Source organism: Thalassorhabdus alkalitolerans, from assembly GCF_042656525.1.
Taxonomy (GTDB): Bacteria; Bacillota; Bacilli; order Bacillales; family Marinococcaceae; genus Thalassorhabdus; species Thalassorhabdus alkalitolerans.
On the sequence record NZ_JBHSOZ010000005.1, the window covers coordinates 448,522 to 463,878 of the forward strand.

Annotated in this window: 12 protein-coding genes, 17 tRNA genes and 1 pseudogene; 2 read left to right on the forward strand and 28 right to left on the reverse strand. The window is 43.1% G+C overall.

What is annotated here, in order from left to right:
• Positions 1-44 precede the first annotated feature (44 nt).
• Entirely contained in the window at positions 45-1,166 is a 1,122-nt protein-coding gene (gene queG / locus ACFPU1_RS13095; RefSeq protein WP_385941909.1) for a tRNA epoxyqueuosine(34) reductase QueG, read from the reverse strand.
• Between the two features lie 95 nt (positions 1,167-1,261).
• Between queG and ACFPU1_RS13100 the strand changes: the two genes are divergently transcribed.
• The gene (locus tag ACFPU1_RS13100) at positions 1,262-1,927 is read left to right on the forward strand and encodes a B3/B4 domain-containing protein (RefSeq protein ID WP_100398057.1); all 666 of its coding nucleotides are present in this window, start codon (positions 1,262-1,264) and stop codon (positions 1,925-1,927) included.
• A 537-nt stretch (positions 1,928-2,464) separates the two neighbouring features.
• On the opposite strand, the gene ACFPU1_RS13105 is transcribed toward ACFPU1_RS13100, so the two are convergent.
• The 7 genes from ACFPU1_RS13105 to ACFPU1_RS13135 all read right to left on the reverse strand — a co-directional run bounded on the left by ACFPU1_RS13105 (position 2,465) and on the right by ACFPU1_RS13135 (position 8,926).
• Positions 2,465-3,037 carry a hypothetical protein gene (locus ACFPU1_RS13105; protein WP_385941912.1) on the reverse strand — a complete coding sequence of 191 codons (573 nt, stop codon included), beginning with the start codon at positions 3,035-3,037 and terminating at the stop codon, positions 2,465-2,467.
• A complete protein-coding gene (locus ACFPU1_RS13110) occupies positions 3,024-3,548 on the reverse strand; it encodes a hypothetical protein (protein WP_385941915.1) in 525 nt (174 codons plus the stop codon). The genes ACFPU1_RS13105 and ACFPU1_RS13110 overlap by 14 nt, the downstream gene beginning before the upstream one ends.
• Positions 3,549-3,674: 126 nt before the next feature.
• Complete coding sequence (locus ACFPU1_RS13115) at positions 3,675-3,809, reverse strand: hypothetical protein (RefSeq protein WP_269758211.1); 135 nt, start codon at positions 3,807-3,809, stop codon at positions 3,675-3,677.
• 30 nt (positions 3,810-3,839) lie between these two features.
• A complete protein-coding gene (locus tag ACFPU1_RS13120) occupies positions 3,840-4,061 on the reverse strand; it encodes a heavy-metal-associated domain-containing protein (protein ID WP_054636667.1) in 222 nt (73 codons plus the stop codon).
• Positions 4,062-4,126: 65 nt separating this feature from the next.
• A complete protein-coding gene (locus ACFPU1_RS13125) occupies positions 4,127-4,630 on the reverse strand; it encodes a helical membrane plugin domain-containing protein (protein WP_054636666.1) in 504 nt (167 codons plus the stop codon).
• Positions 4,602-7,601, reverse strand: coding sequence for a formate dehydrogenase subunit alpha (fdhF, locus tag ACFPU1_RS13130; protein ID WP_100398055.1), 3,000 nt, complete (start codon positions 7,599-7,601; stop codon positions 4,602-4,604). The genes ACFPU1_RS13125 and fdhF overlap by 29 nt, the downstream gene beginning before the upstream one ends.
• Positions 7,602-7,669: 68 nt before the next feature.
• Positions 7,670-8,926 carry an L-lactate MFS transporter gene (locus ACFPU1_RS13135; protein WP_100398054.1) on the reverse strand — a complete coding sequence of 419 codons (1,257 nt, stop codon included), beginning with the start codon at positions 8,924-8,926 and terminating at the stop codon, positions 7,670-7,672.
• A gap of 629 nt (positions 8,927-9,555) precedes the next feature.
• Here ACFPU1_RS13135 and ACFPU1_RS13140 point away from each other — a divergent pair.
• Positions 9,556-10,398 (forward strand): annotated as a pseudogene (locus tag ACFPU1_RS13140) (L,D-transpeptidase family protein); the annotation flags it as partial.
• A 165-nt stretch (positions 10,399-10,563) separates the two neighbouring features.
• On the opposite strand, the gene ACFPU1_RS13145 reads toward ACFPU1_RS13140, so the two are convergent.
• From ACFPU1_RS13145 to ACFPU1_RS13240, 20 genes are all read right to left on the reverse strand, one after another.
• On the reverse strand, positions 10,564-12,000 hold the full coding sequence (locus ACFPU1_RS13145) for a YfcC family protein (protein WP_385941921.1): 1,437 nt from the start codon (positions 11,998-12,000) through the stop codon (positions 10,564-10,566).
• 320 nt (positions 12,001-12,320) lie between these two features.
• Positions 12,321-12,566 carry a hypothetical protein gene (locus ACFPU1_RS13150; RefSeq protein ID WP_385941923.1) on the reverse strand — a complete coding sequence of 82 codons (246 nt, stop codon included), beginning with the start codon at positions 12,564-12,566 and terminating at the stop codon, positions 12,321-12,323.
• A gap of 58 nt (positions 12,567-12,624) precedes the next feature.
• Positions 12,625-12,768 carry a hypothetical protein gene (locus ACFPU1_RS13155; RefSeq protein ID WP_385941926.1) on the reverse strand — a complete coding sequence of 48 codons (144 nt, stop codon included), beginning with the start codon at positions 12,766-12,768 and terminating at the stop codon, positions 12,625-12,627.
• A gap of 466 nt (positions 12,769-13,234) precedes the next feature.
• Positions 13,235-13,319: transfer RNA gene (locus tag ACFPU1_RS13160), tRNA-Leu, on the reverse strand.
• Between the two features lie 26 nt (positions 13,320-13,345).
• Positions 13,346-13,434 (reverse strand) — tRNA-Leu (locus tag ACFPU1_RS13165).
• Positions 13,435-13,449: 15 nt separating this feature from the next.
• Positions 13,450-13,524, reverse strand: a tRNA-Cys gene (locus tag ACFPU1_RS13170).
• 46 nt (positions 13,525-13,570) lie between these two features.
• A tRNA-Gly gene (locus ACFPU1_RS13175) sits at positions 13,571-13,645 on the reverse strand.
• Between the two features lie 4 nt (positions 13,646-13,649).
• Positions 13,650-13,724 (reverse strand) — tRNA-Gln (locus ACFPU1_RS13180).
• Positions 13,725-13,731: 7 nt separating this feature from the next.
• Positions 13,732-13,807 (reverse strand) — tRNA-His (locus ACFPU1_RS13185).
• Between the two features lie 16 nt (positions 13,808-13,823).
• Positions 13,824-13,897: transfer RNA gene (locus ACFPU1_RS13190), tRNA-Trp, on the reverse strand.
• 10 nt (positions 13,898-13,907) lie between these two features.
• Positions 13,908-13,993 (reverse strand) — tRNA-Tyr (locus ACFPU1_RS13195).
• A gap of 128 nt (positions 13,994-14,121) precedes the next feature.
• Positions 14,122-14,197 (reverse strand) — tRNA-Thr (locus ACFPU1_RS13200).
• A gap of 12 nt (positions 14,198-14,209) precedes the next feature.
• Positions 14,210-14,285 (reverse strand) — tRNA-Phe (locus ACFPU1_RS13205).
• A 5-nt stretch (positions 14,286-14,290) separates the two neighbouring features.
• Positions 14,291-14,366: transfer RNA gene (locus ACFPU1_RS13210), tRNA-Asp, on the reverse strand.
• Between the two features lie 218 nt (positions 14,367-14,584).
• Positions 14,585-14,661, reverse strand: a tRNA-Met gene (locus ACFPU1_RS13215).
• Between the two features lie 176 nt (positions 14,662-14,837).
• Positions 14,838-14,914: transfer RNA gene (locus tag ACFPU1_RS13220), tRNA-Met, on the reverse strand.
• Positions 14,915-14,930: 16 nt separating this feature from the next.
• Positions 14,931-15,006: transfer RNA gene (locus tag ACFPU1_RS13225), tRNA-Val, on the reverse strand.
• A gap of 7 nt (positions 15,007-15,013) precedes the next feature.
• A tRNA-Glu gene (locus ACFPU1_RS13230) sits at positions 15,014-15,088 on the reverse strand.
• 20 nt (positions 15,089-15,108) lie between these two features.
• A tRNA-Ser gene (locus ACFPU1_RS13235) sits at positions 15,109-15,201 on the reverse strand.
• Between the two features lies 1 nt (position 15,202).
• Positions 15,203-15,277, reverse strand: a tRNA-Asn gene (locus ACFPU1_RS13240).
• Positions 15,278-15,357: the final 80 nt, after the last annotated feature.

The following is a 15,357-nucleotide window of genomic DNA, read 5'->3' on the forward strand; positions in this document are numbered from 1 at the left end:
TAATTATTATGGAACATTCCAAAGCTATTTTATGCTATATTAGCTTATTTTAGGGCATTATCAACTTCTTTTTTTACATTGCTGTCGATTTCTTGTTTAAGCGCCTGATTAAGATAATCTCTGGACTCTCTATTATTTATTTCACCTAATGCCCAGGCAGCAGTGCCACGAATGACTGGACGAGGATCATCAATAAGCAATTTCCCTAAATCGTCTACAGCCTTTTCTTCTTTAAAATGACCTAAAGCAATAATAGCATTTCTCTGTATAGGTTTCTTCCCTCTCCAAGAACCAGCAATTGGACCAAACTTTCTCTTAAATTCTTTATTGCTGATTTGAAGCAAGGGAATGAGTTTTGGCTTAACGATTTCAGGATCTGGTTCAAACTCTTCTTGATGATGATAATCGATCCCTTTATTTTCTGGGCAAACCTGCTGGCATGTGTCACAGCCATAAAGTCTATTGCCAAGCTTTTTCCTATATTGATCCGGTAAAAAGTCTTTTGTTTGTGTCAGATAAGCAATACATTTATTAGAGTCAAGCTGGCCTCCTTGAACTAACGCCCCTGTCGGGCAAGCCTCTACACATTTATTACAAGAACCGCATTGATCAGTAACTGGCTGATCAGGAGGAAGGGATAATGTAGTGATCATTTCTCCTAAATAAACATAAGAGCCAAATTCCGGAGTAATAATGGCGCAGTTCTTTCCGCTCCATCCTATGCCGGCCCGCTCTGCCACAGCCCGGTCAGATAATTCCCCAGTGTCTACCATTGATTTCATCCTGGCGGCCGGAGCTTTTTCCTGGATAAATTCCTGCAGCTTTTCTAATCTGTTTTTCAATACTCTATGATAATCCTCCCCCCAGGAAGCACGGCAAAACACGCCTCGTCGGTCGCCTTTTTTGCTTTTTGGAGGGTTTTTCATTTTTGATGGGTAGGCCAAAGCAATTGCTATGATTGTTTTAGCTTCCGGGAGAACCATATCAGGGTGAGTTCGTTTATTGATATCCGGTTCTTCAAATCCAGATTGATATCCAAGCTCCTGCTGCTTTAACAACCTGTCTTTTAAGGATAAGAAGGGATTTGCAGAAGCAAAGCCAATCTTATCAATTCCAATCTTTTTACTATATGCAATAATTTCTTCTTTCAACTGGGCATCTGCCATTCTTCTCACTCCTATCTCAATAAAGCACTTGTATAGGCGGCCTGGACTAAGTTGTGATAAACTAAGCAACAAATAAATGCAAGAGGAGGAAGGCAATGAACATATCTATTCACCAGGACATCAAAAAACGAGTGCCTGATTTTAAAATCGGTATCCTTACCTATAAAGATATTGTGGTTGATGAGTCCCCTAAAATGTTAAAAGGGCGGCTCGAGTTTTTTCAGGAAAAAATTCAGGTTGATTTAGAAAACGACTCTGTAACCAGGTATCAAGGCGTGAAAGAATGGAGAAAGGTATTCAAGACTCTTGGCATTGATCCCGGCAGGTATAGGCCGTCTCATGAAGCCCTCTTTCGAAAAGTAGGGCGAAAACAGAAAATGGGCTTTATAAACTCAGCAGTGGATCTAAATAATTTCTTTTCTCTGCAATATGAAATTCCATTTGGGATTTATAATTTGGACCAACTTCAAGATTCTATCATATTACGCCTTGGTAATGAAGGCGAAAGTTATAAAGGCCTGAACGGCCGGGAAAATTCCTTACAAGGCCGCCTTGTCTCCGCTGATGCTCAAGGGCCCTTTGGCAGTCCTATTGTAGACTCGGCAAGAACGAAAGTAGACAATACCACTGCAAATGCGTTACATATTGCTTACCTTCGGCCGTCGATGGCGTCTGCAGAAGCCAATGAGATGTTAAGCTCTCTGGCAAAAATGTTCACCCAGCTTCATAGCGGTGATGCTGAATGGTTTCTCTTAGAGTAGTCCTACCTTCATTTATGAAGAGGCTGTCCCATAAGCTTTTTGGGCAGCCTCTTTTTTAACGATGGCATGGAAGCTCTCTTTCACCCAAGGTACAAGTGCGACATCCATTTCGCCTTCACTTCATATCCATTCACTGTTTTATTTGCCGAAAATGCATGAAGACTCTTCGGGAACAACCCCCTGCAGGGTTCTTTTCTGCTATCGTTTGCAGGAGTCTTGCATCCCTTAACGTTCAACCTTTTTTAATACTATACAGCATTTACGTTTTCTCTCATTTTTTTACAATAAGACCAAAAAAAATCGAGGGGTCTAATCAGACCGCTAATTGTGCGGCTTGTTAAGACACCCTCTCCATTATACCATGTTCAGCTGCCCAATAAACCAGGCTGACCGTTGTTATTCCGCCGGTATTGCTGCTTTAGATTCTGAGACAGATTCCGTAAGAAACTTTTATATGACTAGAGCTTTGGACCTCTGTGGTTGTCTAAGTCAGGGAAACAAAAGAAAGCCAGCCTGATGTTACTTCAGGCTGGCTTCTTATAGAGTAACAGCTTGTAAAATGCTTTCTTTGGAAGATCGGAAGACCGGGTAGGATATTCCTTCCTCTTTCATTGAATGGCTGTGGGAAAATCCTATACGCTGTAATATCCTTTCTCCATCCTTTGAAATGGCAATAGCTCCAATCTCTTTAATGTTCTGGTCCTGTTTCTCAATCCAATGAAGCTGTGAAACCATATCATACAAAAGGTGTTTCGTATATTCCTTTGCCTTTTGACTATGAATATCAACAATGATAGAAATCAAGTAAAGATATACATCACCTGGTTTCTTGTAATCTATAATATGTTCGTATAAGTCCTTCTCCGATATTTCACCGGTCAGGACCTGTTCGTACACCGTTTTGGGAAGAGGGAATAAACTGTGGATCCCTTTAACCTGTTTATTCTCTTTATACACCCTGTAAACAAAAGGATTTCTTTCCATAATAGAAAGGACATACTCTTTTGAAACGTGCCACTCTTTTGGGTAAATTTTATAGTTCAGCTCAAGCATTTCATTTATGTCTTCTTTTCCTGGTGTTACCATTTCACCGTTATTATGCCGGGTCATGTTTATTGCTCCAATCTACAGCGATTGTTTTTTCCTCTTCTTCTACTTCGTTGATTACAGATAATACAAAGGCAGCAAATTCTTTGTCATACCATGCAGCGGAATCTTTAAACATCCCTCTGGCCAGAGAGCAGCCTTTAAAAAAGTGTTTGATAAAAGCTACCCAGGATTCCCAATCTTCTTTGTCGTTCTTATTCTTGTAGATCTTTTTGTGGTAAAAATCGAAAATGATGTCAAAGAAGTTAATATAATAATAAATAAAAGCCTCTTTTTTTCCTTTTTTTAACGGGGTTTTTTCTATATGCTGCGAAATAGGATGATCGTCATAAATACTCCATAAATCCGGATCCTCTATGTACATCTTGTCAATTTCAAGCATTAACTTATTATGTTCTACTCTGGCCTCATTTCTTATTGTGATATTATTATACCGGTATGTAATAACAGCTACTCCCCCTGATATAGTTAAAGACAGCAGGGAAATAAGCAAGGTTACTGTATTTGCATCCACCATTAGTCACCCTTTAGTATTCATTTACGCCATTATACCAAAGTCCCACTTTCTTGTGGATTTTTCATCCATCATTACATAATAAAAGCACCCCAACTTATAGGTGGGGTGCAGTCCTTTCTTTGTTTACGAGTCACTTACCGGATGAGGCTGCTGAAAATCTTTTGCACAAGAGTGGCATACATCAAGAAGTTCGTGATCTGCTGCTTCTTCCATTCTTTCTTCCTCACGTCTGCCGCATATTTCGCACACCCGTGGCATCGGCGTGCACCTCCTCAGAAGTATGTTTTTCTAAGACCCTTCGTCGCCTTCCACTCTATAACCAGCATCAACAACGGCCTGCTGAAAATCGATGTATGATGCTGCTTTTTCATCATATGAAAATACCGCTTCCTGCTTATCCACATCTACATTGACTTTTCTTATGCCCCAAACATCTCTAAGAATATTTTCCACTTTCAGGGCATCCTCTTGATTGCTCAAATTATTTATGACAAGCTTTTGGGTTTCCATTGTGACTTCTCCTTACCTACAAGTATGAAAAACACAGGGAGAGTGGGGCCGTAGCTCTCTTCCTCTTATCGGTCAGCTTCAGGTTTATGGTTGTTCAACGCCTCTCCCATTCCTTTTAAGAAACCGAACATCGTTTGCATAGAAGCATTGATATCAGGATCTCTCAATGATTTTGCCATTCCCCAGAGGGAGAGCTTCTCATCGCTTTCTATCCCTTTACTTGTGCGGTCAAGACCATTAGCAACCCCTGCAAGCAATATCTCCATATCCTTCGGGTCCACTTTACCTAAAAATTGAAAAGCCTGGGTTCCTGCCTGTACTACGCGGTGCACATTCGGCTGATTAATCTGTTCTACGGCAATGGCTCCAATTTTATCCCGGGTTCGCAAAAACCCCCGTGCCATATCTAACACTTCTGCATCCTTTACTTCTTTAATAACCTCCAGAAGAAGCATGAGTGATTCATGATTATCAGCTGTCATGTCCACAAGTGTTCTGATTGCTTCTTCTCTTTCTTCTGCCTGACTTGGATTATGCTTTTCAATTTGCGTGATCTGTTTGGCCATCATTCATCCCCTCTCCTTCAATAAGATCAGCAATCGGGGTAAAGTCGTCCCTTGACCACTTGTCTTCCACTTTTACTCCAAACTGCGGCTGGCGGTTACCAAACCTGTAATTATGCCGTGGGAGCGGAGACTCCCCATCCGCTTCAATGACCTCCATTTTGACACTCATTTCCTTATAGTTTGGAGTATGAGTCACTTTATCATGGTAGCTGCTCGTCAGCATGTTTACGGCTTCCATTTCATCCGTTGTATTCATCGGCAGATACAGCTCTTTCCCAGAGACATGTTCGGTCACCCAGACTCTTATTTTCACTTCGCCATACGGGGAAGTTAATTTAACAAGGGCGCCTGTTTTTATTCCGCGTTCTTCTGCCAGTTCCGGAGACACTTCAAGCCAAGGCTGAGGCACTTTGTGAGTAATACTCTTAGACCTGTACGTTAAGTTCCCTTCATGAAAATGCTCAAGTAACCTTCCGTTATTTAAATGTAAATCATACTCTTTTTCGTCCGGCACATAAGGCTTTCTCCATTCCACAGGATAGAGCTTCGCTTTCCCGTCTGCAAATGGAAATTTCTCAGTGTACAAAAGAGGTGTACTTTCTCCACTTTTTTGGACAGGCCAAAGCTGGCTGTTCCATTTCTCAAGCCGCTCATAACTCACTCCGGCAAAAAGCGGTGCCAGACTTGCTGCCTCATCCATGATTTCGCTTGGGTGCTTATAATTCCACTTAGCCCCTAAACGATTAGCAATGGCCTGGAATATTTTCCAGTCTGGCTGACTGTCCCCAAGAGGTTCAAAAACTTTATGAAAACGCTGGATTCTTCGTTCTGTGTTCGTAAATGTTCCATCCTTCTCAAGGCTGGGAGCAGCAGGCAAAACAACATCTGCAAACTCGGCCGTTTTGGAGAAGAAGACATCCTGGACTACAAAGAACTCAAGCTTTTCAAAAGCGGCATGGACGTGATTAATATTGGCATCAACCAGACCCATCTCTTCACCGAATAAATACATTCCTTTTACTTTCCCACTGTGAATGGTTTCAACAATTTGATGGTTGTTTAAACCTGGTTTTCGAGGCAGTGAAACACCCCATGCCTTCTCATACCTTGCTCTTATTTCTTCATTTTCCACAGGCTCATAACCTGGCATCCAAGCCGGCATCGTCCCAAAATCACAGGCTCCTTGAACGTTATTATGTCCTCGCAACGGATAAGCCCCTGTACCTGGCTTGCCGTAATTTCCGGTTACTAACAAAAGGTTGGAGATGGCTGTACTCGTTTCAGTGCCTCCAATATGCTGTGTAACCCCCATCGCCCAGCATATGCACATCGTTTCAGCCTCATTGATCGTAGTCGCTAATTCAATAAGCTCCTCTTTCTTTAATCCGGTTTCTTGTTCAGCATATTCTAACGTATACTTGTCTAAAGAATCGACGTATTCGTCAAAATTATTAACCCTGTTCTTGATAAAGTCATCATCCGCCCAGCCCTGATCGATGATGTACTTTGTCACCGCAGAGATCCATATTAAATCTGAAGATGGAACTGGATGGAGAAATTGATCTGCCATCTGAGCTAATTCATGTTTTCTTAAATCAGCGACAATCAATTTCTGCCCATGAAGCTTATGGGCTCTTTTTATCCTCGTTGCAAGAACAGGGTGTGATTCTGCAGGGTTTGCTCCAATTACAAAGACTAAGTCAGTCGTCTTAAGATCCTCTATGGTTCCTGCATCCCCTCCGTACCCTACAGTCCTCATAAGTCCCGCTGTCGCCGGGGACTGACAGTACCTGGAACAGTTATCTACATTATTTGTGCCCATTACTCCGCGGGCAAGCTTTTGGAAAAGGTAATTTTCTTCATTCGAACATTTAGAGGAGGCAATGAACCCCATGGAATCTGGACCATACGTGTCCTTTAGTTCAGTAAATTTAGAAGCAATGAGCGTTAATGCTTCATTCCAGGTAGCTTCTACAAACTTTCCTTCTTTTCTAATCAAAGGCTTGGTAAGCCTCTCTTCACTGTTTACAAAATCCCATCCCCATTTTCCTTTAACACACGTCGAAATACCGTTGACAGGTGCATCAGGCTGAGGCTGAATTTTTAAAATATCTCTTTCCTTCGTCCATACTTCAAAGCTGCAACCTACCCCGCAGTAGGTGCAAACTGTTTTGGTGCGCTTTATCCGATCCTCACGCATCGTTGCTTCAATGTTTGACATTGTAAAGATCTCTTGATATCCCGGCTCTACCTCTTTGGTTGTTTCAATAAGCGGGCCAAGAACATCCTTTGGCATCCCTGTCATATATCCAGCTTCCCCGAGCATTGATTTTTCCATCAAGGCATTACATGGACAGACAGTGACACAATGACCACACGACACACAAGACGATTGATCAATGGGAACGTCATTATCCCAAATGACACGTGGGGTTTCCCGCTTCCAGTCAATGCTAAGCACTTCACTCACCTGTAAGTCCTGGCAAGCTTCTACACAAAGGCCGCAAAGGATACACTGGTCAGGCTCATACCGGTACATAGGATGTGAATTATCAGGAGGATAAGGTTTTGGTTTAAATTCATACTTTTGGTGTTCAATTTCTAAATATTCTGCTGTATTGTGCACTACACAGTTACCATTGTTGTTATCACATACTGTGCAATACAGCTCATGGTTTTTAAGGATTCGCTGCATACCTTCTTCCTGAGCTTCCTTTGCCTTTTCAGAGACCGTTTTAACCACCATTCCAGGTGCTGCTTCTGTCGAACAGGAACGTTTCAGTTCTCCGTTTACTTCAACAAAACATGTATCACATGTTTCAATAACTCCAAAGCCTAAATCAGGCTGAGAGGAGCAAATGGCCGGAATATACAGATCTCCGTACTTTGCTGCCTCAAAGATTGACTGGCCTGGTTTTGCCGTAAACTCTTCACCGTTGATTTGTATGGAAAAAGTCTGACTGTCCAGTCTCATCACCTGCTTTCCAACAATTTCTTAGTAAAATATTTCCCTGTTTTTTTTGCATTATACAATGAAAGCTATCAGCTCTGATTTGCTAATTTCAGCTTTTCTTTCTGAATTCCTTGAATATCCCGCTTGATCAAAAAGGCTGTACCAAGAGCAGTTGCAATTAAAAAAGCAAAGACATAGAAGGTTGTAGTATAAGCGTTTGTCGCTTCCCTTATAAATGAAACAATCATAGGGCCTACAACACCCGCTACTGCCCATGAAGTCAGGAGATAACCGTGTATGGCTCCAAGCTGTTTTGTACCAAACATGTCACCTATAAATGCCGGCAGTGTGGCAAAGCCTCCTCCGTATATAGAAACAATAAGGTACATTAAAATCTGGAAGATAAGAGCATTACCCACCATGGGCAGGATCATAAAGGAAACCAGCTGAACACCAAAGAAAATTAAGAATATATTAGGCCTCCCGATATAATCCGACAGAGTAGACCAAATAATACGACCACCACCATTAAAGAGCCCCATAACCCCAACTACAGTAGCAGCTGCCATAGCCGTCATTCCAACTAACTCCTGAGCCATAGGTGAAGCCACAGCTATTAACATGATTCCTGCAGATATATTTATAAGCATCATCCACCATAGCAGCCAGAAACGTTTTGTTTTTATGGCTTCATTAGCTGTTAACTGAGCCAGATCTTCTCTTTTTTCAACCTCGCCGTCGTCTTTTTTCTCTTTAGCTGCTGCAGGCATCCAATCCTCTGGAGGCCGGGCAATGTACCATGCGCCCAGAGACATCAAAACAAAGTAAACAGCTCCTAACAGGTACAGAGTATTGGCTACCCCCATTCCTTCAATGAGCCTTGCAGCTACTGGACTGGCAATTAAAGACCCTGCTCCAAAACCAAACACCGCCATCCCTGTAGCAAGCCCCCTTCTGTCAGGAAACCATTTCACCAGAGTAGACACCGGAGAAATGTATCCAATGCCAAGACCGATCCCCCCAAGGATCCCATAGGTAAAATAAAAGCCATATAACGATCCGATTCCTATGGAAAATCCTGCGCCAATTAAGCCTGCACCAAATAGAACAGCTGCTAAAAAGGCCGATACCCTGGGACCACGTTTTTCAACAAACCTTCCAAAAAAAGCAGCTGAAATGCCAAGGAAAAAGATGGCCAGCGTAAAGGCTATCGTCACTGTTGCCCCGCCCCAGCCCAGTTCCTCATACAAGGGGGTTTGGAACACACTGTACGCATAAATAGATCCAATGGAAAGGTGTATAAATACAGCAGACAACGCAATCAACCACCGGTTTTTTTGCTTCATAACATGAACTCCTTCCATAAAAGAATTATCAAGTCTTCATAGAGTAACCAAAAACATAAAAATTACCCAATGTAGGGTGCCTGGCACCACTCTCATTTGTAACATAGATGTAATATAAATGACCCAGCCTCCTTTCATTAGAGGCTGGGTCTCGTTTCATGCTTTCAGGATTCTTCTTTTTTCTTGTTAATAACCATAATAAGCTAAAATCCCCGCTGCGCCTTGTAATTTTTTGCAAAAACCACTAGATTTTTAACTTATTTTTTTCATTGAAGTTGCTCATATTGTGCCATATAATGAACTTGTTCAGTTCTTGTTGTAGAACAAAAGTGATAGAATCACCCTTAGAAAGGAGCAGCTACCATGAATCAATCCCTTCATTTTCCTAAATCGAACGCCCCTTAATGACAGAAGAATCCTTCCTTGTGACTTTTATGCTTTTGTTCTTTATATAGTTTTTATTTTATTTTAGTAAAATGACAATTCTATCTGCCTTTATGCATACATTGACGTGTGGTTATTAAATAGGAAAAGAGGGGTGTAGGTTGAAAAAGGTTCTCGCCTGCATACTGGTTGGACTTCTGTTTTTACTGTGGCAAGTTCCAACTACATCAGCATCTACTGGTCAAATGATTGTCATTAACAAAGCAACGAATCAGCTCGCATTTTATGAAAGCAACAAATTAGTCCGGACGTTCAGTGTAGCTACCGGACGGAGTTCTAATTTAACACCTGAAGGAAAACACAAAGTAGTCAATAAAATTGTGAACCGCCCGTATTATAAAGGCAATATTGCCGGCGGCGATCCAAAAAACCCTTTAGGAAAGCGCTGGATTGGCCTTAACGCCAGAGGAACCAACGGAAACACATATGCCATCCACGGAAATAACAATCCCTCTTCCATTGGTACTTATGCAAGCGCAGGCTGTGTCAGAATGCATAACAATGAAGTGGAATGGCTTTTCAGCCGGGTAAAAGTAAACACTCCTGTTGTCATTACTACATCCAGTCAGTCTTTTGATACAATTGCAAAGAATAATGGGTACAAAATAAATGGAAACAGCAGCCCTTCCAGTCCAGGAGGCACTACAAGCGGAACACTTAAACGAGGAAGCAAAGGAGAAGCAGTAAAAGAAATTCAACGACAGTTGAGTGCTGCAGGTTACAAGGTTTCTGCAGATGGCATATTTGGAAAAGGAACCGAGGATGCTGTGAAAAGGTTCCAAAAGGCTAATAAGCTGAAAGCCGATGGGGTTGTAGGCACTCAGACGAAAAACCTTTTAGCAAGCCAGAGTAAAACCGTCAATAAGTCTCCATCCACTTCCTCTCAAATTAAAAGCGGTACACTAAGAAAAGGAAGCAGCGGAAGCGAAGTGAAAAAGCTTCAGCAAAAACTGACCAGTCTTGGCTTTAACACAAGAGGTGCTGACGGGAAATTCGGTCCTGCCACAGAAGCGGCAGTGAAGAGCTTCCAAAAAGCCAACAAGTTGAAAGTCGATGGCGTTGCCGGTCCGCAGACTATTAAAGCAATTAATAGTAAATAAAAACAAACCCGTTCTTATAATCAGGAACGGGTTTTAATATGATTTTTTAGTAACTCTATCAAAAAGGCTTTTCTTTCTATCTAGGGCGCAAGGTTACTGCCATTGAATGACTTGGGCAATAATGAGAAATACAGCTGCAATCGCGGCCCATATTAAGAATAAAGGAAAATAGAACTTTACCCACTTATGCCAGCTTACCCCTGCCAGAACAAGAGTAGCCATAAAATAACCTGATGTCGGAAAAAGAATGTTTCCTAAGCCGTCGCCAAATTGAAAGGCAAGTACAGCAGTTTGTCTGGTCACCCCAATCATATCAGAAAGAGGAGCCATAATAGGCATCGTTACCAGAGCCTGACCGCTGCCAGAAGGTACGAGGAAGTTAAACAGCAGTTGCGACATAAACATCCCCATTGCGCTTAAGGTTCCAGGAAATTGACCTACCACTGCTCCTAAGTTATAAATGAGCGTGTCCATCACCTGGCCGTCCTCCATTACAACTGCGACTGATCTGGCGACTCCAACGATAATTGCTCCCACTAATACCTCGCGAAATCCTTGATTAAAGCCTTCACAAACCTGAGCTGCTGTTAAACCGGCTGCCATACCTACCACAATTCCCATAACAATGAAAAGGCCTGACATTTCCAGCATGAACCATCCTTGAGCAATGACTCCATATATCAGAATGGCAAAAAAGCCAATTAAAAAGACACCAGCTGCTTTCTGCCTTGGAGTAAATCTTCTACTTTTTGATTCATCAGGATTTGAGTAAGTTTCACGTTTTTCTCTATCTTCCTCATAGACCAGACTGCTTTCTGGATTGGCTTGTACCTTTTTAGCATAACGAATGACATAGATAATTCCCACTCCTAAGATAACTACAAGAGCTATCAGCCGAAGCTCTATGCCTGAATACAAAGGGACTTCCGCTATTTGCTGTCCAAGCCCCGTGTTAATTGGATTAAGAAATCCGGTCATAAACCCAGCAGTCGTTGCTATAAGAGCTACAGCTGCTGCAACCATAGAATCATAGCCTAAAGCTATTAAAAGCGGAATAATAACTGGAACATACACTAAGCTTAGCTCCTGTGTGCCGATAACTCCGCAGACGGCAGCAAAAGCGATCATTAGAACCGGAATTACTGCAGTACTTTTCGTTGAAAAAGCTGTTGTCAGCTTGTTTACCCCTATTTCAATAATGCCGGTTTTACGAAGAACCATAAACATGCCGCCAATAATAAGAGTAAAAAACACTACTTCTCCTGCTTCCACTAATCCTCTTGGTATGGCGAGCATGAATTCCTCAACACCAGCAGGTGATGCATCTACCTGAGTATACGATTCTGGATCGATAGACTCCCTTCCCTCCGGTCCAGTAATCCGTTCAAACTCACCAGCGGGAATGAGATGTGTTGAAATAGCTGCAAGAGCCATAAGAATGAATAATATAACATAGATGTGCGGCATCTGAAACTTTTTTCTTTTTGTTTCACTTTTTGTTTCACTTTTTGTTTCACTTTCTGTATTCATTTCTATATCCCCCAGTAGAATTCCAAAGTTGTTGTCCTTGATTAGTGTTCATAATACTGGGGAGGAAAACGAAAGTCATTGTACACTTTAAACAAAACATTTGATATTTTTTAGAATAATTATATATAAAAATACACATTTGCCTATTTTTCAGGGTCTCCAGATGTTAGATTTCCTCACATAAAAATTTATATATTCTCATTTTAGTTATGGGGTGTTATACCAGTTACCATCCACTTGCTACACTTAATGATTCACTTTGAAACGTTTAAAATGGAGTCAAATGAAACAGTAGGAGGAGGATTTGCCTCTCTATCCTATCACACCACCGTAAATACGGATCTCGTATACGGCGGTTCAATAAGTTGAGTGATGCCATCATGCATTTTCTTATAGAAAGCTTCCATGTTTAGAAGTCCTGCTTCTTGCAGGGCTTCTTTTGTGATAGCACAATGTAGAATAAAGGACTTTGATATTCTCCAGTAGCCCTTGCGGGTATTAGCCCATTCCCATGCCTTATCTCTGGGAACTTTCAGCTTGATCAAACTTCGATATCTGGTTTTCACTTTCTTCCACCTTTTTCAGATTAACTGTCTGATCCTTCTTCTCACCCACTGGGAGATATTATGAACGTAGTTCTTCATCCTGGGATCCCCCATGGTATGCAACCCAGCCGCGAAGAACACTGCACACTCCAGCATTACTCTTCGCTTCCAGTGTACCCTCCCGCAGACATCCATCTTTCGATGTTGTCTTTGCTCGTTGCATTCTCCACACCTCCAAGCTTGTCAGTGATTCTTATTGTTCGACCCTTCGTTACGAAGTGTATGTGACTACTATGGTCTCTGTTGAATCGTTGGCATCGTTATCCCTGTAAGGAATTTCTCCTTCGTAGAAACCCTGATAAGACCTCCCCGGGTAAGTCTGACCGCTTTCCACCCGTGGGTGCGGTATTTACTGTGCGGAGTTCGGGCAATGTAGGATTTTATCTTGTTGTGCAAACTCATCCTTTCCGCTTCAGCCTTGTATCCTGTTTCTGTTCGTTACCGCGTGTGATTACGTCCGGTTTTCTTCAGATTCCGGGTAGCCCCGAACACCCTTCCCATTCGCTAACGGTGCCCATTACCAAGCCCAAAGTGGACTTTCACCACATAGCTGCCAGACACGCCGGGACACAAAAAAAGACTTCCCACTATTGTGAGAAGCCTTGAATTAAAGAGTTATGTAATATGTATGGTACCGGTGGTCGGGGTCGAACCGACACTCCATAAGGAACACGATTTTGAGTCGTGCGCGTCTGCCAATTCCGCCACACCGGCTTAATATACATATTCAGTTAAATAAATGGTGCCGAGGGCCGGACTCGAACCGGCACGGTTGAAACCAACCGCAGGATTTTAAGTCCTGTGTGTCTGCCAATTCCACCACCCCGGCAGCTGTTACCTAAGTTGGAGGCGGCACCCGGATTCGAACCGGGGAATAAGGGTTTTGCAGACCCGTGCCTTACCACTTGGCTATGCCGCCATGTGCATGTTTTCATTATATGCACAAGGACTATACAATATGAATATGGAGCGGAAGACGGGATTCGAACCCGCGACCCCCACCTTGGCAAGGTGGTGTTCTACCACTGAACTACTTCCGCGACATGGCTGGGCTAGCTGGATTCGAACCAGCGCATGACGGAATCAAAATCCGCTGCCTTACCGCTTGGCTATAGCCCAAAATCTATGGGGCGATTGATGGGAATCGAACCCACGAGTGCCGGAGCCACAATCCGGTGCGTTAACCACTTCGCCACAACCGCCATATGAGTAAGATAATGGCAGGGGTAGTAGGAATCGAACCCACATCAAAGGTTTTGGAGACCTTCGTTTTACCATTAAACTATACCCCTATTAAATAGATGGTGGAGGGGGACGGACTCGAACCGCCGAACCCAGAGGGAGCAGATTTACAGTCTGCCGCGTTTGGCCAACTTCGCTACCCCTCCAAAAGGGACAATAAATATATTACAAAACATTTACTTTATCGTCAAGTGTATTTCTTGGTATATTTACTATAATTGGCTAACCTATGATTTCTTCGATCAGTTGGTTTCCAGTATGCTTATAGTAAAAATGGTGCCGGCCAGAGGACTTGAACCCCCAACCTACTGATTACAAGTCAGTTGCTCTACCAATTGAGCTAGACCGGCCTACTATGAAAGTGGTGGCTCGAGACGGAATCGAACCGCCGACACGTGGATTTTCAGTCCACTGCTCTACCGACTGAGCTATCGAGCCTTAAATGGCGGGCCTGACGGGGATCGAACCCGCGATCTCCTGCGTGACAGGCAGGCATGTTAACCGCTACACCACAGGCCCCTATTAAATTGTTTGCATTCATATGTTTTTTTGCTTTGACGCTTATTCGACGTCGTAGCAAAAACTTAATTGGTTGCACCCTGGCGGGTACCACTGATATTCCCTTGCCGCTGAGGTCTCTCGACGTAGTGGCGGGAATTATTTTGGTTGCACTCTTCCGAGTACTACTCATGTTTTTTTGCTTTGACGCTTATTCGACGTCGTAGCAAAAACTTAATTGGTTGCGGGAGGAGGATTTGAACCTCCGACCTCCGGGTTATGAGCCCGACGAGCTACCAGACTGCTCTATCCCGCGATATTATAAATATAGATATGAGAATTATTGGTTGTACCCTGGCGGGTACTATTGATATTCCCTTGCCGCTGAGGTCTCTCGACGTAGTAGCGGGAATTATTTTGGTTGCACTCTTTCGAGTACTACTCATGTTTTTTTGCTTTGACGCTTACTCAACGTTGCAGCAAAAACTTAATTGGTTGCGGGAGGGGGATTTGAACCTCCGACCTCCGGGTTATGAGCCCGACGAGCTACCAGACTGCTCTATCCCGCGATATTATAAAAAAATATGGTGGAGGATGACAGGATCGAACTGCCGACCCCCTGCTTGTAAGGCAGGTGCTCTCCCAGCTGAGCTAATCCTCCAAATAAGTGGTGACCCGTACGGGATTCGAACCCGTGTTACCGCCGTGAAAGGGCGGTGTCTTAACCACTTGACCAACGGGCCACAATATATAATATCCAAAATGGCGGAGAGCGAGGGATTCGAACCCTCGAGACGGGTTTAAACCGCCTACACGATTTCCAATCGTGCTCCTTCGGCCACTCGGACAGCTCTCCGTGGCTCCACAGGCAGGATTCGAACCTGCGACCGATCGGTTAACAGCCGATAGCTCTACCACTGAGCTACTGTGGAATATTGGAAAGCCTGGCAGCGTCCTACTTTCACAGGGAGTTGCCCCCCAATTATCATCGGCGCTGAAGAGCTTAACTTCC